Source organism: Streptomyces sp. XM4193, from assembly GCF_023072595.1.
In the GTDB taxonomy this organism is placed as follows: Bacteria; Actinomycetota; Actinomycetes; order Streptomycetales; family Streptomycetaceae; genus Streptomyces.
Genome location: NZ_JALLGK010000003.1, coordinates 307,843 through 326,805 on the forward strand (window position 1 = coordinate 307,843; position 18,963 = coordinate 326,805).

Sequence of the window (18,963 nt, forward strand, 5' to 3'; positions counted from 1 at the left end):
CGCCTCACCCGTTCGCCGGTACGCTCGTACACGGGCGTTGACCGGGGGGTCAACCGCCCGGTCACGGGGGTGACCTGTGAGGGTGAGTGACGAACGCGGGGGCGGGTTCCACCGGTTCTGTGTGATGTGCGCCTCAATCGGCTGACCGGAGCACCGGGAAGGGCCTCGGCGGCGTCTTCTGTCATGAGCTGTCAGATTCAGCTCGACCGCCCAGCAGAGCTACCGACCGATGGCCCGTCCGTGCCCGCACCAAGCATCTCGAACCGGAGAGATTCGTGGCAACGTTTCTGTACAAACTCGGCAGACTCGCCTTTCGGCGACGCCGCATCGTCGCCCTGCTGTGGGTGGTGCTGCTGATAGGTGCCGGCGCGGGCGCATCGACGGTGTCCAGCACCGTCGACGACGACTTCGCACTGCCCGGTACGGAGTCTCAGCAGGCCTTCGACCTGATGGACGAGCGGGCCGAGGCGAACGGCGAGAAGTCCAGCGCGCAGAACGCCAGCGCCACCGTCGTTTTCAAGTCGCCCGACGGCGAGAAGCTGACCGACAGCGAGCACCGCGCCACGATCGAGAAGGTCGTCGGGCAGCTCAAGGGCGGCCAGATCGCCATGGCCGTCAGCCCCTTCCAGGTCGAGGGGACGATCAGCCAGGACCAGACCATCGCGTACGCGAAGGTCAACTACACCACCGATGCCATGAGCATCGAGGAGAGCGACCGCGAGAAGCTGAAGGCGGCGGTCGAGGACGGCCGTGACGCCGGCCTCAAGGTCGAGATGAACGGCGACGCCACCATGGTGGAGCCGGACATGGGCAACGGCGAGATCATCGGTATCGGTGTCGCCGCGATCGTCCTCGTTCTGACCTTCGGTTCGCTCGTCGCCGCCGGTCTGCCTCTGATCACCGCGCTGATCGGTGTGATCACCAGCATCATGGCGATCGGGGCGCTCGGCCCGGCGCTCGGCCTCTCCACCACCACCGCCACGCTCGCGATGATGATCGGCCTCGCGGTCGGTATCGACTACGCCCTGTTCATCGCCTCCCGCTACCGCGCGGAGCTGATCGAGGGGCACAGCCGCGAGGAGGCGGCCGGCCGTGCGGTCGGAACCGCGGGTTCCGCGGTCGTCTTCGCCGGCCTCACCGTCGTGATCGCGCTCGCCGGTCTCGCCGTGGTCAACATCCCGCTGCTGACCAAGATGGGCATGGCGGCCGCCGGCGCCGTCGTCGTGGCCGTGCTGGTCGCCATCACCCTGGTGCCCGCGGCGCTCGGCATCGTCGGCAAGCGCATCTTCGGCAAGAAGGTCCGCAAGGCCAACCCCGAGACCCTGGTCCCCTCCGCCGAGGAGGAGAACGCCAAGCAGGGCGCCGGTGTCCGCTGGGCCCGCTTCACGCTGCGTCGCCCGGTGATCGTCCTGGTCACCTCGGTGCTGGCGCTCGCCGCCGCCGCGCTGCCGGTCTCCAGCCTGAGCCTGGGCCTGCCGGACGACGGCAACCAGCCCGAGTCCACCACCCAGCGCCAGGCGTACGACCTGATGGCCGACGGTTTCGGCGCCGGCTTCAACGGACCGCTCGCGGTCATCGCCGACGTCAAGGGCAGCGACGACCCGAAGGCCACCGCAGAGCAGGTCTACAAGGCCGTCTCCGGCGTCGACGGAATCAAGATGGCCGCACCGCCCGAGCTCAACAAGGGCGGCGACCTGGCCACCATCGCCGTGATCCCGGACTCGCGTCCGAGCAGCACCGAGACCGAGGACCTGGTCCTCTCGCTGCGCGACGAGGCCAAGACGCTGGAGGAGAAGACCGGCGCGACCGTCCTGGTCAGCGGCATGACCGCGGCCACCATCGACTTCTCCAAGGTCATGGACGACGCGCTGGTTCCCTACCTCACGCTGGTCGTGGGTCTCGCCTTCCTGCTGCTGATGATGGTCTTCCGCTCGATCCTGGTGCCGCTGAAGGCCGCGCTCGGCTTCCTGCTCTCGGTGCTCGCGGCGCTCGGCGCAGTGGTCGCGGTCTTCCAGTGGGGCTGGCTCGCGGGCCTGATCGGTGTGGAGCAGACCGGGCCGATCATGAGCCTGATGCCGATCTTCATGATCGGTGTGATCTTCGGTCTCGCGATGGACTACGAGGTCTTCCTCGTCACGCGGATGAGGGAGGCGTACGTCCACGGCGAGCGGGCGAGCGAGGCCGTCGTCACCGGCTTCAAGCTGGGCGGACGTGTGGTCACGGCCGCCGCGGTCATCATGATCAGCGTCTTCGCCGGCTTCATCGGCGCGGGCGAGCCGATGATCAAGATGATGGGCTTCGGTCTCGCCATCGCGATCCTCTTCGACGCGTTCGTGGTCCGTATGGCCATCGTCCCGGCGGTGCTCGCGCTGCTCGGTGACAAGGCCTGGTGGCTGCCGAAGTGGCTGGACCGGATCATGCCGAACGTCGATGTCGAGGGCGAGAAGCTCCAGCAGTTCCTGGACAGCCGGAAGGGTTTCGGCGGCGGGACCGACGGCCCGGGCGGCTTCGGCGGCGGCGACGGCGGCAACGGCCCCGGCGACGGCGGCCCGCAGGCGGGCGGCCCCGGCGGTTCCACCGCCGCGGTGCCCACCGGCGCCGGAGTCTGACGGAGCCGGATTCCGACTGAGCCGGAGCATCCGGCCCGGAGCATCCAACCGGAGCAAGGGGCGCCCGGCGGAGGTCACCACCTCCGCCGGAGCCCGGCGGGGCCGGTCCGAAGCGCGAGGAGCGCTCGGACCGGCCCCGCCGCTCTGTGCCCCCGAGGTCGGCCCGCCGGGCCGACCTCGGGGCCAGCCGCCCCGCGGTCGGCGTCCTCGGCTCCCGGCGCGGGGTTCCGGCTCTCGGCTCCCTGTCGCGGCGACGGCGTGCGGCGAGCGGCAGGGCGGGCGCGGGTCAGCCGCGCAGCAGTGCGGCCAGCTCGCCGGGCCGGCTCAGCATCGGCATGTGGCCGGTCTCCAACTCCTCCGGCACGACGCCCAGTCGCTCGGCGACCATCCTGCGGGCGAACTCCGCCGGCATGAAGCGGTCGCCGGTGCACAGCACGTACCGGGTGCGCACCGCGGGCCACCGCGGCAGCGGCCAGGGCCGGCCCACCGGGGCGCCGGACTGCTGCCGGGTGGCGGCCAGCGCTCGTTCCGCGATCGGCCGCGGAACGTCGTGGTAGAAGCACACGAAGGGGTCCTCGTTGCCGGTCAGCCCGCCGTCCTCGCGGGCGGCGCGACGCACGGCGTCCTCGAAGCCGGTGTTCTCCCACCAGTCGCCCGGCGGCTCCATGGGTGCCGGCACCATCGCGGAGACCAGCACCAGCTCCTCGGCCTCCAGTCGCTCGGCGACCTGGGGTGCGGTGAAGCCGCCGAAGGAGTGCGCCACCACGACCACCCGCCCCCGCACTCCCGCCGATTCGACGGCGTCGACCACCGCGTCCGCGTACTCGCCCAGTCCGGCAAGATCGTCGTCGCAGGGCAGATCGGGGGCGACGGCGGTGTCGCCGTACCGCTTCAGCTCCGCGGCCACCGCCCGCCAGCAGGAGCCGGACTCGCCCGCGCCGTGGATCAGTACGTAGGTCGTGGCCATCGCCGATTCCGGTCCCTCTCGCCGCGGGTGGCTGTCGTCGGACCGAGGGTAGGCCCGGCTTGCGCGTCTGCCTCTGGGACGGGGCGCGAGGTGGTGAGATCCTGCTGCACATGGCCGAGTTGAACGGGGAACCTGTCAGCAGCGCCGCGCTCACGGCGCTGGCGCTGACCAACTATGGGCACTTCACCACCCTTCGGATCACCGACGGGCGGGTGAAGGGGCTCGGGCTCCATCTGGAGCGTCTGAACCGGGACTGCGCCGCGCTCTTCGACGCGGAGCTGGACCCGGACCGCGTACGGCGGCTGGTGCGACGGCTGGTCCCGCCCGTCGGCACGCTGACCGCCAGGGTGACGGTCTTCGACCCGTCGCTCACGCTCGCCTCGCTGGGCGCCCCGGCGCAGCCGCAGGTGCTGGTCACCACCCGGCCCGCGCCCGCGGTGCCGGCCGGGCCGCTGGCGGTGCGCACGGTGCCCTTCGTCCGCGACTGCCCCTCGGTCAAGAGCGTCGGGCTCTTCGGCGCGCTGCGCCACGGGCGGGCCGCGCGGCGGGCGGGCTGGGACGACGTGCTGTTCACCGACGAGGCGGGCCGGCTGAGCGAGGGCGGGACCTGGAACGTCGGTCTGGTGCGCGGACAGGAGGTCGTCTGGCCGTCCGCCGCCTCGCTGCCCGGGGTGACCAGGGCACTGCTCGCGCAGCTTCCCGGCCACCGGTACGCCCCGGTGGCCGACGAGCAACTCGTCGAGTACGACGCGGTGTTCGCCACCAACGCGGTCACCGGGGTACGGCCGATCAGCCGTGTCGACGACCGGGAGTTCCCCGAACTCCACCCGGTGTTGCGGGAGTTGCGTGAGGCGTACGAGGCGATCGAGGGTGATCCGCTGTAGGCCCGCGGTGCGTGCCGCCGCCGCGCTCCGGCCGCCGTCGGCCGTTTCCGGCCCGCCGCCGGGTCACCCGCCGCAGCGCGCGGCGGCGAGCATGACGAGCATGGCGGTGACGAAGGTGGCGACGCGCAGCAGGTTCAACGCAGGCTCCGGGAGCGGTAAACGAGACGTGGGCCGGGCGGAGGCGTGCGCACGCAGCGGCGCCGCCCCGCGGTGGCGGAGCGACGTCGTTGGGTACGTCCGACCGGTCGGCGGGCGTCAGTGGCCGGCGCCGACCCGGGCGGGCGGAGATGTGCGGAGTTCACCGCCCAGGCCGCGCCCGTGCACGGGTGGCAGCGGCGGTGGCCGCGCGCCCGCGTGTTGATCAAGAGGGTAAGCCCGCGGAGCATGTGCCGGTGACCGCGCGGGAGGGGCCCGGAACCGGGCCGACCTGGGCTGTTGTCGCCGGTCGGCGGGTTGCCGGAGGCGATTGCGCGGTGTGCGCCGCCCGCCGCGTTCAGCTGTGGCGAGCCGTGGCGTTCGATGGTGTTCGGTGGCGTTCAGCGGTGTCCGGGGCTGTACGGCGTTGGTGCGGGCGCCGACCGCGGGGCGCGACGGGCGGTCCGGCGAGCGCGGCGGAGCGTCGCGCGTTGGTGGTCGCGGCGGGTGTGGTGGGCCGCGGCGGGCGGCCCGTCGGTCACTGCGCCTCGTCGAAGAGCTCGAACAGGGCGCCGTCCACGTCGAGTTCGAGGTGCTCGTCACCGCGCGGGGTGAGCCGGTAGCTGTGCCACAGGAAGCGGCGCAGCGCGGTGGTGTCGAACTCGACCATCGCGGTCGCGTCCGGGGTGCGCAGCTCGACGACGGTGCAGTCCCTGCCGCTGGGCCACAGACGTACGTCGCCCTCGCCCTCGGGCGCGCGCAGACCGGACTCCAGCAGGTCGCGGGAGAAGATCCAGACGACCTCGCTGCCCTCCATGGTGCTGCGCGGCGGGAAGAGGACGCTGACCGCGTAGGGGTCGGTCCGCTCGTAGCGCAGGGTCACGGTCACCTCGGAGGGGGTGTGGGCCGCGGCGACGATGCGGGCTTCCAGCCGTTCTTCGATGTGTGCGGTCATGGGTGGTGCTCCTTGGCTCTGCCCTCGTGGGGCTTCGTCCGGTCCCGTTCGGAGGCCGGTTTCCGGGCGTTCGCGGGCTGCTGTCGCGGCGCCTGGACACGCCGCGGCGGGCTCGGTCCCGCACATGTCAGACACGCGCGACGCGGATTGTTCACGCTTGGTTCGCGAATCAACCAAGTGAGCTATCACACAACCCATGGATAAAGCGGACATCAAGGACATACGCTCGAAGTGTCCCGGCTCGTCGATGTCGTCCGCCACACCCCCGGCGGTGACGCGTGTAGACCCCTGCAGCGAGCCAGTCTCCCGACACCGGAGAGTGCTTTTCTGATGCCGGAAACCCCGGAGAACCCGCCCGTGTCCAGCGCTCCGCCCTCGGGGCCCACGGACGCCGAGCGCTTCGCCCGCGTCTACCGCGAGGAGGAGCCCCGTCTCGTGGCCTACGCCCGCTCGCGCTCCGGACACGGCTGGTCCGCCGAGGATCTGGTCGCCGACGCCGCCTTCCGCGTCTGGCGAAAGGTGGTGGCCGGCCGCGAGCACGTCGACGACATCGCCTCCGAGCTGGCCGCCGGTGTGCGGAACCTGGTGGCCGGCCTCGCGCTGACCGCCGTCGCGGGGCCGGCCGGGCTCGGCCCGGGAACCCGCACCGCCCAGGTCGGGCTGTTGGCGAAGGTGCTGCGGGAGATGCCCGAACGCCAGGTCAAAGCGGTGTGGCTGATCGAGGTCGAAGGTCTGCCGCTGGCCGCGGCGGGAAGCCGCCTGGGAACCCACCGCAACGCGGCGGCGGTGCTGATGCACCGGGCGCGGGAGAACATGCGACAGGCTTTTCTGCGCGCCCAGCCCGACGACGCACCGGACGGCGCCTGCGGTCGGCACCGGGCGCACATGCCCGCCCACATCAGGGGAACCGACACGGTCGAGGCCGCGCGGGAACTGCGGGACCACATCGAGGACTGCGGCGGCTGCCGGTCGCGGCTCGCCCGCCTCGTCGCCCTCGACGGCAGGCTGGCAGCCCTGGTCGGGCCCGCGCTCGTCACGCTCTTCGCCCACGGCCAGGCACCGCATCTGGCCGCACTCGCCGGTACGGGGTCGACGGCCGCGGTGCCGGAGCCCGCTGCTCCCGACGGCGGCAGTGTGACGCCGTTCCGCCTGGTGCGGCGGCTCGCCGACCGCGCCTTCGGCCCGCACACCGCACTCGTCGGCGTCGCCCTGGTCGCCTCCGCCTCCTTCGCCGGGCCGGGCGACGAGAGGAACGCCCCCGACACCGGACGCCCCGGAACGCACCACGGCTGACGCCGCCCGGGCCGCGCGCCGCCGCGCACCGGGGGCGGCGCGCACGTCGGCAGCGGTCGGACAGGGGCGGACATCGGTCGGGCAGGGGTCAGCTGCGGTGCAGCAGCTCCGCCAACTCGCGCTCGATGTCGACCTCCGAGACGGACGCCTCCGCCTCGGCCGACAGCAACTCGTAGCTCTCGCGCAGGAATTCGCGCACCGCGATCGCGGACAGGTCGACGACCGCGACACCTTCGGGGGCCTGAAGCTCCAGGAAGACGGTGCCCTCTCCGCGCGGCCACAGCCGTACGGAACCGGTGCCGGTCGGCCGGTCCACCCCGGTGGCGAGCAGCTCCCGGGCGAAGAACCAGCTCGTCTCCACGCCGTCGAGCGCGGCCTCGGCCGGGAAGACGACGCGCACGGCGAGCGGGTCGGCGGTGTCGTAGTGCAGGCCGACGAGGAACGGACGTGTCTCGTCGGCGATCATCTGCGCGGGCACGACGTGCTGCGTCGTCACAGTGGCCATCGAACGCTCCTCCAGCGGTGTTTCGCCTTCACCCGTTATGACGATCGGGAGGCCGCGGGGTAGCCGGAAAGCGTGTGTGAGGTCGCTCACCCGTACCGCCGGACGCCCGCCCGCGCGCCCCGCCGTCGTACGGGCCCCGTGCGCTCGCGCTCGTGCGCGGCGCCCGGGAGGGCTGCCCGTGCGCCCCGCAGACCCCGGCGGGTGGCGCGTCCAGGGTCGAACCGCCGTTCCGGGAGGGGCAGTCGGGCCCGCGGCTGTTCGTTCCCGACGCGCAGGCGACCCCAGATCGTCGGCGCGAGTGGCTGCGTAGCACCATGGGGTCAGCAACGACCGGCCACACCCGTCCTCCGTGCGCAGCACCGGGCCGCGCGCCCGGTCGTGCGCACGACCGACGCCGCCCGACGGCACGACCGGGCGGTGTGTGACGCCTCCTCGGGAGGCGGGGGAACGACAACGGAGATCAGGGCGGACACCCCGGCCGAGATCCAGAACGACGACAGGAGTACGGGGCTCGTGGTGGATGTCCAGGGCAGCGTCGCGGACGGCTTCGAACCCGTACGGGAAGCCTTCACGAGGAACTTCACCGAGCGCGGCGAGGTCGGCGCCGCCGTCACGGTCTACCGGGACGGCCGCCCGGTGGTGGACCTGTGGGGCGGCGAGGGCTGGCACCGGGACACCGTCCAGGTGATCCGCTCGGCCACCAAGGGCCCGGCCGCGGCGGTGCTGCATCTTCTCCAGCAGCGCGGAAAGCTCGACCTGGACGCACCCGTCGGCACGTACTGGCCGGAGTTCAAACCGCACGGCAAGGAACGCGTGCTGGTGCGTCACCTCCTCACCCACCGCGCGGGGTTGCCCGTGCTCGACACCCCGCTCAGCCCCGCCCGTGCCGCGGACGGCGAGAGCGGACCCGCCGCCCTCGCCGCGCAGCGCCCCCAGTGGGAGCCGGGCACGGCGCACGGCTACCACGCGCTCACCTACGGGTGGCTCCTGGACGAACTGGTGCGCCGCATCACCGGGTTGAGCCTGGGCCGGTGGCTCGCACAGGAGATCTCCGCACCGCTGGGACTGGACCTGTGGATCGGCCTGCCCGAGGAGCAGCACCACCGCGTCGGTGAGCTCCGGGAGATCAGCGCTCCCGAGGCGCCGGCCGGCCAGGGCCTCCGGGTCCGCGCCAAACCACAGGTGGGCGCCGCCTATCGGGACCCGCAGTCGCTGACCCGCAGGGCCTTCGCCGCCATCGACCCCTTCCCGGAGCAGAACTCCCCGGCCCACTGGTCCGCCGAGCTGCCCGCCACCAACGGCATCGCCACCGCCCGTTCGCTGGCCCGCTTCTACGCCGCGCTGCTCGACGAGGTGGACGGCGTACGGCTCTACACCCCGGCCACCCTGACCGCCGCGCGCAGCGAGGAGTCGCAGGGGCCGGACCGGGTGCTGGTCGTCCCGACCCGCTTCGGACTCGGCCACATGCTCCACTCGCCCGCTTCGCCGATGCTCTCGCCGAGCTCCTTCGGCCACCCGGGCCGCGGCGGGTCGCTGGCCTTCGCCGACCAGGACGCCGGAATCGGCTTCGGGTACGTGACGAACGGGCTCCAGAAGTCGGTCACTTCGGACCCCCGCGCGCAGTCGCTCGTCCGCGCCCTGCGCGCCAGCCTGCACGCCCCGAGCTGACCCGACGCGCCCGAGCCGGGCGTGGCTGTCGCCGACGCGCCCGACGCATGGCCTGTCGCGTGACGAACCGGCGGCCACGTCCACGTCCACAGCGGCGGCCACGTCCACGTCCACGGGTACGCGCGACGGCGGGGCGGGGCCGGGCCGTGCGCCCCTCGCCCCGCCCCGTCGTCCGGGCCGCTACCGCTCGGCCCGTTCCCGCAGGTGCCGGACGACCGCGGACGCGTCCCGGTCGTCCAGTTCCACGCCGAAGACCCCCTCCAGTGCCGTCGGCACCTCCTGCGGGCTGTATGTGCGCTCGTCGGTCACCGAGCCGTCGGGAAGGGTGACGCGGTGGTTCAGGCCGTCGAGGCTGTGGACCACGCCCTCGGCGGTGACGCGCGTGACGAACGGCCGTGTCACGAACGGCGATCGGGGCCAGGTCGAGACGTAGAAGTTGCCCACCTCGTAGTCGACCGGACGCCGCGGCGAGAGCGTGAAGGCGTGCTGGTCGACGGCCTCGACCACCGCGCCGCTGCCGTCGTCACCGCCGGAGCGGCTCCCGCTCCCGTCCGTGCCGCCGACCGCGACGAGCTGCTGCAGGACCCAGTGCCACTCGTCCTCCTTCCGCAGCCGCCACCGTCGTCCGCCGGCCGAGACCTCGGCGCCGTCGGCGAACTCCACGGGCGCCAGCGCCGCGCTGCCGAACCCCACGTCGCTGAGCCAGCGTTGGCCGGTGTCGGGCGTGGTCACGCGCAGCACCGCGTGTGTCTCGGAGAGGTCCGGACCGTCGCCCTGGCCCAGTCGTACGCGGCCGATGAAGCCCTCCACGCCGAAGCCGAGCGCCTCCAGCGCGGCGCCGAAGAGAAGCACGTGCTCGAAGCAGTAGCCGCCGCGGCGACCGCGGACCATCTTCCGCTCCAGGCTCGGCAGATCGAGCCGCACCGGTCGCCCGGCGATGATCTCCAGGTTCTCGAACGGAATGTGCAGCATGTGCGCGCGGTGCAGTGCGTGCAGGGTCCCGACGGTGGCGGCGCGCTCGCCGTGATGGTCCACGCGCCGCAGATAGGCGTCCAGGTCCAGCAGGTCGGAGTCCCACGAGGTGTCCATGGGGCGAACCTAGAACTTCAACCGCGGTTCAGGTCAAGCGCGCGCCGGGCTCCGCCGCACGGCGCCTGCCGGTGGCGACGGCGGCGCGGCGGCGACGTTGCGGCGGGCGGCAGCGACGGGTGGTGGCTCAGCCCTGCCGAGCCGGATCGGTGACGCGTCGCCGCGCGCTGCCCGCGCGCTCGACCAGCAGTCGGCCGACCAGCACCATGCCGATCGCCACCGGCGCGCTGATGTCGACCGCGACCAGGGTCGCCGTCCGCCCCTCGGTGATCTCGCCGAAGCCGACCATGGAGAGGCCCAGCACGCCGAGCAGGGTCAGCGTCGCCCCGATCGCGGCGAGCGGGCTCGCGCCGCGCGGAGCGGCGCTGAACGGCCGTGCCGGGGGCGGGAGTTCGAAGCGGCGGAAGAGCGCCACAAGTACGGCCGTCAGTACCAGCGCGCCGCCGATCCGCACCGGGAGCTGCGCCCACCAGGCGGCGCTCGCCGGCTCGGGGAAGGGCACGTCGAGCGCGAGCAGCACGCCGTACACCCCGAGCAGCGCGGTCAGATGCCACAGGAACGCGGTCATCGCCAGGCCGTTGGCGGCGACCACCGCGCGCCACACCCGGGGGCGGGCCAGCAGCCGGGAGGCCGGTCGGCGCAGCAGCTCGACCGCGCCGGCCAGCCAGACCCCGTGGCAGAGCAGCGCCAGCGTGGGCGGAGCCATATTGCTGACCTCCTCGCCGGGCATGCCCACCATGGAGACCGGATAGGGGCCCAACCACACCAGTGCGGCCGTGGACAACAGCCCGCCGAGCGCCAGCGCCGCCGGCACCCCGGGCAGCCGCAGCGCTCCGTCGGCGCGCAGGAAGCCCAGTTGGTGCACCGCGAGCCAGACGAAGGCGAAGTTCAGGAACTCCACGTGCGGCACTCCGAGGGCGAACCGCAACACGTCCACCGCCGCCGCGCCGGCTAGCAGCGCACCGAAGGCGCCCCAGCCCCAGCGCTCGTGCAGGCGCAGCAGCGGCGGGGTGAACGCCACCATCGCCAGATAGATCCCGATGAACCACAGCGGCTGGGCCACCAGTCGGGTCGCCGTCGCGGTCAACGGCCCCTCGGCGAAGAGGAGTTGCAGGGCCAGGGCGCCTGTAGCCCACACCGCGACGAACACCAGCACGGGCCCCAGCAGCCGGTGGAGCCTGGCCCGCAGGAACGCCGGGTAGACGCCCGGCCGCTCCCCGCCGGCCCGTCGGACCAGGGAGCGGTAGGACAGCGCGTGCGAGAAGCCGCCGACCAGGAAGAAAACCGGCATGATCTGCAACAGCCAGGTGATCGGCTGGAGTCCGGGCACCTCGGCGAGCAGATTGCCGGCCTGCGCGGAGCCGTCCGGGCCGAGCGTGACCACCGCCATCGTCCAGTGGCCGAGCACCACGGTGGCGAGCGAGGCGACGCGCAGCAGATCGACACAGCGATCCCTGGAGTCGGGGGTGGCAGCGGCGAGTTCGGCCGCGCTCGCGGGAGATCCGAGGGCTGTGGTCATGAGCCCAGACTCGTCCACGGCCGACCGCCGCCACATGCGCCCGGATACTCATATCCGGCCCTGAGTACCCGCGCCCGAACCTGTGCCGGGGCGGGGTGACCGGCGGCGCGGTGCGGTCATACGCTGGCGGCATGGCTGACCAACTCCGCAGGTTCGACGGCTGCTCCGCACTGCTCACCGGCGCGGGCAGCGGCATCGGCGCCGCCGCCGCACACCGCCTGGCCGCCGAGGGCGCACGCGTCACCGTCACCGACCTCCTGCCCGACCGGGCCTCGGCGATCGCCGAGGAGATCCGTCAACTGGGCGGCACCGCCGAGGCGTTCGGCTGCGACGTGGGCGACGCGGCCTCGGTCCGGGCCGCCGTCGACCACGCCGTACAGACCTTCGGCGGACTGGACGTGCTGGTCACCGCCGCCTTCCGGAACGACCCGCGGAGCATGAACGCCGAGCACCTGGACGACATCGCGGACGACGCCTGGATCGGCGACTTCGACATCACCCTGCACGGGGCCTTCCGCACCGCACGCGCCTGCCTGCCGCACCTCGCGGCGGCCGAGGGGCGGGGCGCGATCGTCTTCATCGGCTCGGTCAACGGCGAGCAGGACTTCGGCGGCCACTCCTACAGCGCCGCCAAGGCGGGCCTCGCCGGCCTCACCCGCACCCTCGCCGGCGAGTCCGCGCGCCGCGGCGTACGGGTCAACCTGGTCGCGCCCGGAACCGTCGACACACCGTCCTGGGACGGCCGATCCGAGAGCCTCGCGCGCGCCGCGGACTGCTATCCGCTGGGGCGAGTCGGCCGCCCCGAGGACGTCGCGGGGGCGGTGGCCTTCCTCGCCTCGCGCGACGCGTCCTGGGTCACCGGCGTCACGCTGCCGGTCGACGGCGGCGTGCTGATCAGCAACCTCGACCTGCGCCGCGCCCTCGACGCCGGCCGCTGAACCCGGGCCGCAGACGGACGCACGCGGGCGCACGCGGCGCCGTACGAGCCGGGCACGCGGGGCCGGGCACGCGAGCTGGGCACGCAGGGCCGGGGCCGACCCGTACGACCCGTACGCGGGGCCCGCACGGGCCCACCGCGCCCGGTCCGCCGCGTGCGGCACGGCGTCGACCCAAGGCGTCGACCCACGGCGTCGACCCACGGCGTCGACCCACGGCGTCGGCCCGCTGCGTCGGCCTACGGCGTCCGGTTCGTCGCCGTCCGGTCCGTCCGGTCGTGGAGCACCCGGGCGCCCGATGCGGGGCCGGTCGCGGTGCGGGCCGTACGGCAGACTCCCGCCTCGCGCAGTGCACCGGCGACGTCCTCCGCGGTCTGCGCGCTCGTCGCGAGGAACGCGCAGGTCGGTCCGGAGCCGGAGACAAGTGCCGCTGCCGCTCCCGCACTTCGGCCGGTCTCCAGCGTCCGGGAGAGCTCGGGCCGCAGCGAAAGCGCCGCGGGCTCCAGGTCGTTGGCCAGACAGGCCGCCAACTGCTCCGCGTCGCCCCGGCGCAGCGCCGCCAGCAGCGCCTCGGACGGCTGCGGCTCGGGCGCCGCACTGCCCGTCAGACGGTCGAACTCGCGGTAGACGGCGGGGGTGGACAGTCCGCCTTCGGCTGTCGCGAAGACCCAGTGGAACTCGGCGCCGACCTCCAGAACGCTGAGTCGCTCGCCCCGGCCGCGGCCGAGCGCGGCGCCGCCGACCAGCGAGAACGGTACGTCCGAACCCAACTCGGCGCAGATCTCCAGCAGTTCCTCCTGCGGCGTCTGCAGACCCCACAGCACGTCGCAGGCCAGCAGTGCGCCCGCGGCGTCCGCGCTGCCGCCGGCCATGCCGCCGGCGACGGGGATGTCCTTCTCGATGTCCAAACGCACGGCGGGCTCGATGCCGTGCCGTGCCGCGAGCGAAGTCGCGGCGCGCGCCGCGAGGTTGGTGCCGTCCAGCGGCACCCGGTCGGCGTCCGGCCCGGTGCAGCCGAGCTCCAGCCGCTCCGCCGGTCGCGCGGTGACGCGGTCGTACAGGCCGACGGCGAGGAAGACGTTCGCCAGCTCGTGGAAGCCGTCCGGGCGCGGCGGCCCGACCGCCAGTTGGACGTTGACCTTCGCCGGCACCTGCACCGTCACGGCGGCCGATCCCGTGTCCGGCTCGCCGCCCGGGTGTGCTGTGCTCGTGTTCGGGTCCGGGCTCATGCCGCACCGCCCCCGGTGGAACCGCCGGAGGTGCCCTCCGGGGCACTGCCGGCCGCGCCGTCCGAACGCTGCTCGGCGATGGCCGCGAAGTCGGCCACCGTCAGCGCCTCGCCGCGGGTGCGCGGGTCGACACCGGCGCCGGTCAGCGCCGCCTCCGCCTGTGCCGCGGAACCCGCCCAGCCGGCCAGCGCGGCCCGCAGCGTCTTGCGGCGCTGGGCGAAGGCGGCGTCGACCACGGCGAACACCTCGCGGCGGCTCGCCCGGGTACGCGGCGGCTCGCGCCGCACCAGCGAGACCAGCCCCGAGTCCACGTTCGGTGCGGGCCAGAAGACGTTCCGGCCGATCGAGCCCGAACGGCGCACCTCCGCGTACCAGTTGGCCTTCACCGACGGCACCCCGTACACCCGGGAGCCCGGGGCGGCGGCCAGTCGGTCGGCGACCTCGGCCTGGACCATCACCAGGGTGCGCTCGATCGTGGGGAAGGTCGCCAGCACGTGGAGCAGCACCGGGACCGCCACGTTGTACGGCAGGTTGGCCACCAGGGCAGTGGGCGGCTCGCCCGGCAGCTCGGTCACCCGCAGCGCGTCGCGGTGCACCAGCTCGAACCGGTCGGCGCGCTCCGGCAGCCGCTCGGCGACTGTCCCCGGCAGGGCCTGGGCGAGCACGTCGTCGATCTCGACCGCCGTCACCGCGCGCGCGGTCTCCAGCAGCCCGAGCGTCAGCGAGCCGAGGCCGGGACCGATCTCCAGCACGGTGTCCTCGGGACGCACGCCCGCGGTACGGACGATGCGGCGCACGGTGTTGGCGTCGATGACGAAGTTCTGGCCGCGCTGCTTGGTGGGCCGCACCCCGAGCGAGGCCGCCAGCTCACGGATGTCGGCGGGCCCCAGCAGCGGGTCCGAGCCGGTCCCCGGCGGCTGCTCCGGCGGTACGTCGGGGCGCGCGTCGGACGAGAGGCCGGACGGCCGGTCCGGCGCCGGGTCCGACGGCTGGTCCGACGACTGGTCTGAAGGAGGGCCGGCCGGCGGCTCGGAGGCGGTGCTCACTGGACTCACTGGTGCAGTTTACGGCCGCACACCGGCCAGGGACTCGCCCCCCTCTGGGCGTAGAGCTTCTGTGCGCGCAGCGTCTGCTCCTGCGCGCTCGCGTCCTGGGGCCGGCCCGCGCCGCCGACGCTCTGCCAGGTGCGGACGTCGAACTGGTACAGCCCGCCGTAAGTGCCCGAGGGGTCGACGGCGTTGACCCGGCCGCCGGACTCGCAGCGCGCCAGCGCCGCCCAGTTGAGCCCGCCCGAGCCGCGTACGGTCGCCACGCTCGCGGGCTTGGGCCGCGTGCCGACCCGTACGATCTGGCGCCGCGGCTCGCGCACCACCTCCGACCCGAGGAGCCTGGGCTTCTGCGCCCTGCCGTCCACGGTGCGCAGCTCGTACGTCACCCGCCGCACGCCCTGCCGGCCCTGCTGCTCCACCACTTCGGTGCCCTGGTGGAGTTCGGAGGTGCGGCGCCGTTCGACGGCGAAGGGCAGCATCTCCTCGGTGACCTTCTTGTCGGCGCGCACCCGCTGCACCGAGATCTCCTGGCCCTCGCGGGGGAAGCTCCGCAGCGGCACCGACACCGTGTCCCGGTCGCGCAGCCGGAGCCCCGCCTGGGCCAGCGCCCCGCGGACGGTGGGTGCGTTGGTGCGCACCCGGTGCACCTTGCCGTCGGCGAGGAAGGAGACGCTGCGCTCGGTGCGCACCGCGAGCCGCAGCCCGTCCAGACCGATCCGCTTGCTGCGCGAGGTGGACAGATGCGCGCCCTCCGCCCGTACGCCGAGCTGTCGCAGCGCGCCCTCCACGGTGCGCTCGGTGGTCCACATCCGCTGGGCGCGGCCGTCCACCGTGAGGTTCATCGGACGGCCGTAGCGGACCGCGATCCGGTCGCCGTCGGAGAGCGACTCATGGGCGCCGGGCGCTACCAGATCGCGCGGGCCCACCTCGACGTCCTCGTCCTCCAGCAGTTCGGAGACGCTGGAGGCGAAGGTGCGCAGCGAGGTCGTCTCGCCGTCCACGCTCAGCTCGACGACCTTGTCGTGCGCCACGAAGGCGGACGTCCCGCCCGCCAGCACGGCCAGCACCAGCGCCTGGGGGAGCAGCTTGCGCAGCGTCTCGCCGCCGGCGCGCGCCGCCGGCGAGACGCTGCGCCGCCGCTCCCCGCCGGTATCCGGCTCCTTCGACGGGCCCGAGCCGGCCGAGTGGCGTCCGCCGCCGCGTGCGGCTCGGTGGCTTGCCTGCGATGAGTTCACGGTCGCTCCCAGCGCTCACTGCGATGTGGGCCGGGAGGCTAACCGAGCGATGACTACTCATCAAAACTGTCTCGACACGGAAAGTGACTATCGGTGGCGTCGGGGGGTGGACTGGCGCTCTCCGTCAGGCGTCGGGGTTGCGCGCGGTGACCGGCGACCGGTCGAGCTCCGGCGGGCGCCGGTAGCCGAAAACGCGCGCCGAGTTGGCCGCGATGTGCTGCGCCAGCTCGTCCTCGGGCACTCCTTTGACCTCAGCCAGGCAACGCAGCGTGATCGGCACAAGATAGGACGCGTTGGGCCGTCCGCGGTACGGCGCGGGGGTGAGGAAGGGCGCGTCCGTCTCCACCAGCAGCAGCTCCGCGGGGACGTGCGCCAGGGCGTCGCGCAGCGGCTGGGCGTTCTTGAAGGTGACGTTGCCGGCGAAGGACATGTAGTAGCCGCGCTCGGCGCAGTGGCGGGCCATCTCGGCGTCCCCGGAGAAGCAGTGGAAGACCGTCGTCGACGGCGCCCCCTCCTCCTCCAGCAGCCGGAGCACGTCGTCGTGGGCCTCGCGGTCGTGGATGACCAGCGCCTTGTCCGTCTCGCGGGCGAGCGCGATGTGCCGGCGGAACGACTCCTGCTGCGCGCCGACGCCCTCGGGGCCGGTCCGGAAGTAGTCCAGTCCCGTCTCGCCGATCGCCCGAACCTGCGGCAGCTCGGCCAGCTCGGCGATGCCCTCCAGCGCTTCCGAGAGCGCCGCCTCGCCGTCCTCCAGGGCGAGCCTGGCCGCTTCGTTCGGGTGGAGTGCCACGGCCGCCCAGATCGCCTCGTGCTCGGCCGCGATCCGCGCCGCCCACTGGGCGCGCTCCAGATCGCAGCCGATCTGGATCAGGGTGCTCACCCCGACCTCGGCGGCGGACTCCAGTGCCTGCTCGACCGTGGTGTCCTGCATGTCCAGATGGGTGTGGGAGTCCGCGACCGCGACCCGGAGAGCCTCCGGCAGCGGTGGCGGCGCCTGTCCCTTGCGTCCGTCGTGGGCCATGGGGCGATCCTAGGGTCGGGCCGTCCTCGCCCCGACCCCAGGCCTTGCCGCCCGCGGTCCCGCGCCGGTCAGCGGCGACGCCGGGTGCGCGGTGCGCCGGCGCCGGAATGCGGAAATGCCGACCGCACCGCGGATATCCGCGCCGTTCCCGTGATGCGCACCTTGTGCTCGCCGCAATTCAGGCAGGTCAGTGTGGACAGCGGCGACGGTACGCGTTCTTCGCCGGTGTAGTAGTAGAAGAAGGGTTTGTTGTCGCGGTCGAGGTGGTGCTCGATCTCGTAGGTCTGCTCCCAGGTGTGCCCGCAGTGCAGACACGCGAACCCGTACGACTCCTGGACCCGGTCGAAGCGGGGGCGCCGCTGGGTGCCCGGTTCCTCACCCGATCCTCTGATGTCCGTCACGTCAGCTCCTCTCCACTCCCCAGTGGACGCCTCGACGGCGGAAATAGCAGCAGCTGATTCCGAAAACGGTGTGATTCTTGGCCCGTTGCTGAAATTTGGCGCCGACAACGCAGGAAGTGCCGCCCGAGCTTTACCCGAAAGTGTAACTCTTTGCCGCTTCTCGTGAATCGGTCGGCAATCCCTTTGCCGACGGCCATTCGCACCGGCCGTCGCTGTCGCCAACACCCGTTCCGTCCGCGCCAACCGCCACTCCGGTCACCCGCGCCCGCAGCCCCGCCTCGGCCTCGCCACAGCCCGGGCCGCCGCGCTCAACCACGCCCCGCCGTCCGCCGCGCCCGCACCACCCGTGCCGGCCGGCCGCGCCGGCATCGCCCGCGCCCGTTCGCCGGCGGGCCGGTCACCCACCCGGTCACCCGCCGCCTCATCGCCCGCGCTCAGCCGTCGCGGCGTTTGGCGGCCACCACCGCGTCGAAGACCTCCCGCTTCGGCAGCCCGGCCTCCTTGGCCACCGCCGCGATCGCCTCCTTGCGGTGCTCGCCGGCCTCCTCGCGGACGGCGACCCGCCGCACCAACTCCTCGGCGTCGACCGCGTCCCGGGACTCCTCGGCGCCCGCGACGACGACGGTGATCTCGCCGCGCACACCCTGCTCGGCCCAGGTCACCAACTCGTCGAGCGGACCGCGCCGCACCTCCTCGTACGTCTTGGTCAGCTCGCGGCACACCGCCGCCCGCCGCTCGGTGCCGAACGCCTCGGCCATCGCGGCCAGGCTGTCCGCGAGCCGGTGCGGAGCCTCGAAATAGACCAGTGTCCGCCGCTCCTCGGCCACCTCCCGCAGCCTGGCCAGCCGTTCCCCGGCCTTGCGCGGCAGAAAGCCCTCGAAGCAGAAGCGGTCCACCGGCAGCCCGGAGAGCGCGAGTGCGGTCAGTACGGCGGAGGGCCCCGGTACGGCGGTGACGCGCACGTCCCGCTCCACCGCGGCGGCCACCAGCCGGTAGCCGGGGTCGGAGACCGAGGGCATGCCCGCGTCGGTGATCAGCAGCACGCGTTCGCCGGCGACGAGTGCGTCCGCCAACTCCGGTGTGCGCGCGGCCTCGTTGCCCTCGAAGTAGGACACCACCCGGCCGCCGGTGCGCACCCCGAGCGCCTGCGTCAGCCGTCGCAGCCGCCGGGTGTCCTCGGCGGCGACGACGTCGGCCTCGGCCAACTCCTGGGCCAGGCGCGGCGGCGCGTCCGCGAGGTCCCCGATGGGTGTTCCGGCGAGTACGAGCGTTCCAGTCACGTTCCGCATCCTTCCACCTGCCCGCCCCGGCTCGCGCACCCGCCGCCGCGCCCGCACCCGCGCACCAACCGCCCGCCGCGTCCCGCCCGTCGCCCGCCCCGGCCCGCGTCGCCCGCCCCGGCCCGCGTCGCGCGCGTCGCGTCCGCCGGTCGTACCGGTCGCGGGCGGGCAGAACGGGCAACTCGCCGC

Annotated in this window: 16 protein-coding genes; 5 read left to right on the plus strand and 11 right to left on the minus strand. The window is 73.5% G+C overall.

Annotated elements, in window-relative coordinates; translation table 11 throughout:
• Positions 1–275: 275 nt before the first annotated feature.
• Positions 276–2,609, plus strand: a complete 2,334-nt coding sequence (locus MTQ01_RS12490; protein WP_247489652.1) for an MMPL family transporter — start codon at positions 276–278, stop codon at positions 2,607–2,609.
• A 286-nt stretch (positions 2,610–2,895) separates the two neighbouring features.
• On the opposite strand, the gene MTQ01_RS12495 is transcribed toward MTQ01_RS12490, so the two are convergent.
• Positions 2,896–3,576, minus strand: a complete 681-nt coding sequence (locus tag MTQ01_RS12495) for an alpha/beta hydrolase (RefSeq protein WP_247489654.1) — start codon at positions 3,574–3,576, stop codon at positions 2,896–2,898.
• 110 nt (positions 3,577–3,686) lie between these two features.
• On the opposite strand from MTQ01_RS12495, the gene MTQ01_RS12500 reads away from it, so the two are divergent.
• Positions 3,687–4,460 carry an aminotransferase class IV gene (locus MTQ01_RS12500; RefSeq protein WP_247489656.1) on the plus strand — a complete coding sequence of 258 codons (774 nt, stop codon included), beginning with the start codon at positions 3,687–3,689 and terminating at the stop codon, positions 4,458–4,460.
• Between the two features lie 673 nt (positions 4,461–5,133).
• Here MTQ01_RS12500 and MTQ01_RS12505 read toward each other — a convergent pair.
• Entirely contained in the window at positions 5,134–5,550 is a 417-nt protein-coding gene (locus MTQ01_RS12505; RefSeq protein ID WP_247489658.1) for an SsgA family sporulation/cell division regulator, read from the minus strand.
• Between the two features lie 357 nt (positions 5,551–5,907).
• On the opposite strand from MTQ01_RS12505, the gene MTQ01_RS12510 reads away from it, so the two are divergent.
• The gene (locus MTQ01_RS12510; RefSeq protein WP_247489660.1) at positions 5,908–6,843 is read left to right on the plus strand and encodes a sigma-70 family RNA polymerase sigma factor; all 936 of its coding nucleotides are present in this window, start codon (positions 5,908–5,910) and stop codon (positions 6,841–6,843) included.
• Between the two features lie 88 nt (positions 6,844–6,931).
• Here the strand turns inward: MTQ01_RS12510 and MTQ01_RS12515 are convergent, their stop codons facing one another.
• On the minus strand, positions 6,932–7,348 hold the full coding sequence (locus MTQ01_RS12515) for an SsgA family sporulation/cell division regulator (protein WP_247489663.1): 417 nt from the start codon (positions 7,346–7,348) through the stop codon (positions 6,932–6,934).
• A 513-nt stretch (positions 7,349–7,861) separates the two neighbouring features.
• On the opposite strand from MTQ01_RS12515, the gene MTQ01_RS12520 reads away from it, so the two are divergent.
• Positions 7,862–9,016, plus strand: coding sequence for a serine hydrolase domain-containing protein (locus MTQ01_RS12520; protein ID WP_247489665.1), 1,155 nt, complete (start codon positions 7,862–7,864; stop codon positions 9,014–9,016).
• A gap of 180 nt (positions 9,017–9,196) precedes the next feature.
• Here the strand turns inward: MTQ01_RS12520 and MTQ01_RS12525 are convergent, their stop codons facing one another.
• Positions 9,197–10,105 carry an arylamine N-acetyltransferase gene (locus MTQ01_RS12525; RefSeq protein WP_247489667.1) on the minus strand — a complete coding sequence of 303 codons (909 nt, stop codon included), beginning with the start codon at positions 10,103–10,105 and terminating at the stop codon, positions 9,197–9,199.
• Between the two features lie 127 nt (positions 10,106–10,232).
• A complete protein-coding gene (locus MTQ01_RS12530; RefSeq protein WP_247489669.1) occupies positions 10,233–11,624 on the minus strand; it encodes an acyltransferase in 1,392 nt (463 codons plus the stop codon).
• 131 nt (positions 11,625–11,755) lie between these two features.
• Here MTQ01_RS12530 and MTQ01_RS12535 point away from each other — a divergent pair, with 131 nt between their 5' ends.
• Entirely contained in the window at positions 11,756–12,562 is an 807-nt protein-coding gene (locus MTQ01_RS12535) for an SDR family NAD(P)-dependent oxidoreductase (RefSeq protein ID WP_247489671.1), read from the plus strand.
• A gap of 236 nt (positions 12,563–12,798) precedes the next feature.
• Here MTQ01_RS12535 and MTQ01_RS12540 read toward each other — a convergent pair whose 3' ends face one another.
• From MTQ01_RS12540 to rsmI, 6 genes are all read right to left on the minus strand, one after another.
• Complete coding sequence (locus MTQ01_RS12540) at positions 12,799–13,788, minus strand: 4-(cytidine 5'-diphospho)-2-C-methyl-D-erythritol kinase (RefSeq protein ID WP_247489673.1); 990 nt, start codon at positions 13,786–13,788, stop codon at positions 12,799–12,801.
• Entirely contained in the window at positions 13,785–14,681 is an 897-nt protein-coding gene (gene rsmA, locus MTQ01_RS12545) for a 16S rRNA (adenine(1518)-N(6)/adenine(1519)-N(6))-dimethyltransferase RsmA (protein ID WP_247490035.1), read from the minus strand. The genes MTQ01_RS12540 and rsmA overlap by 4 nt, the downstream gene beginning before the upstream one ends.
• Before the next feature lie 158 nt (positions 14,682–14,839).
• Positions 14,840–16,072 carry a resuscitation-promoting factor gene (locus MTQ01_RS12550; RefSeq protein WP_247489675.1) on the minus strand — a complete coding sequence of 411 codons (1,233 nt, stop codon included), beginning with the start codon at positions 16,070–16,072 and terminating at the stop codon, positions 14,840–14,842.
• A 124-nt stretch (positions 16,073–16,196) separates the two neighbouring features.
• Positions 16,197–17,093, minus strand: coding sequence for a TatD family hydrolase (locus MTQ01_RS12555; RefSeq protein ID WP_247489677.1), 897 nt, complete (start codon positions 17,091–17,093; stop codon positions 16,197–16,199).
• 68 nt (positions 17,094–17,161) lie between these two features.
• The gene (locus MTQ01_RS12560; protein ID WP_247489679.1) at positions 17,162–17,494 is read right to left on the minus strand and encodes a hypothetical protein; all 333 of its coding nucleotides are present in this window, start codon (positions 17,492–17,494) and stop codon (positions 17,162–17,164) included.
• A 434-nt stretch (positions 17,495–17,928) separates the two neighbouring features.
• Entirely contained in the window at positions 17,929–18,783 is an 855-nt protein-coding gene (gene rsmI, locus MTQ01_RS12565; RefSeq protein WP_282613567.1) for a 16S rRNA (cytidine(1402)-2'-O)-methyltransferase, read from the minus strand.
• Between the last annotated feature and the right edge of the window lie 180 nt (positions 18,784–18,963).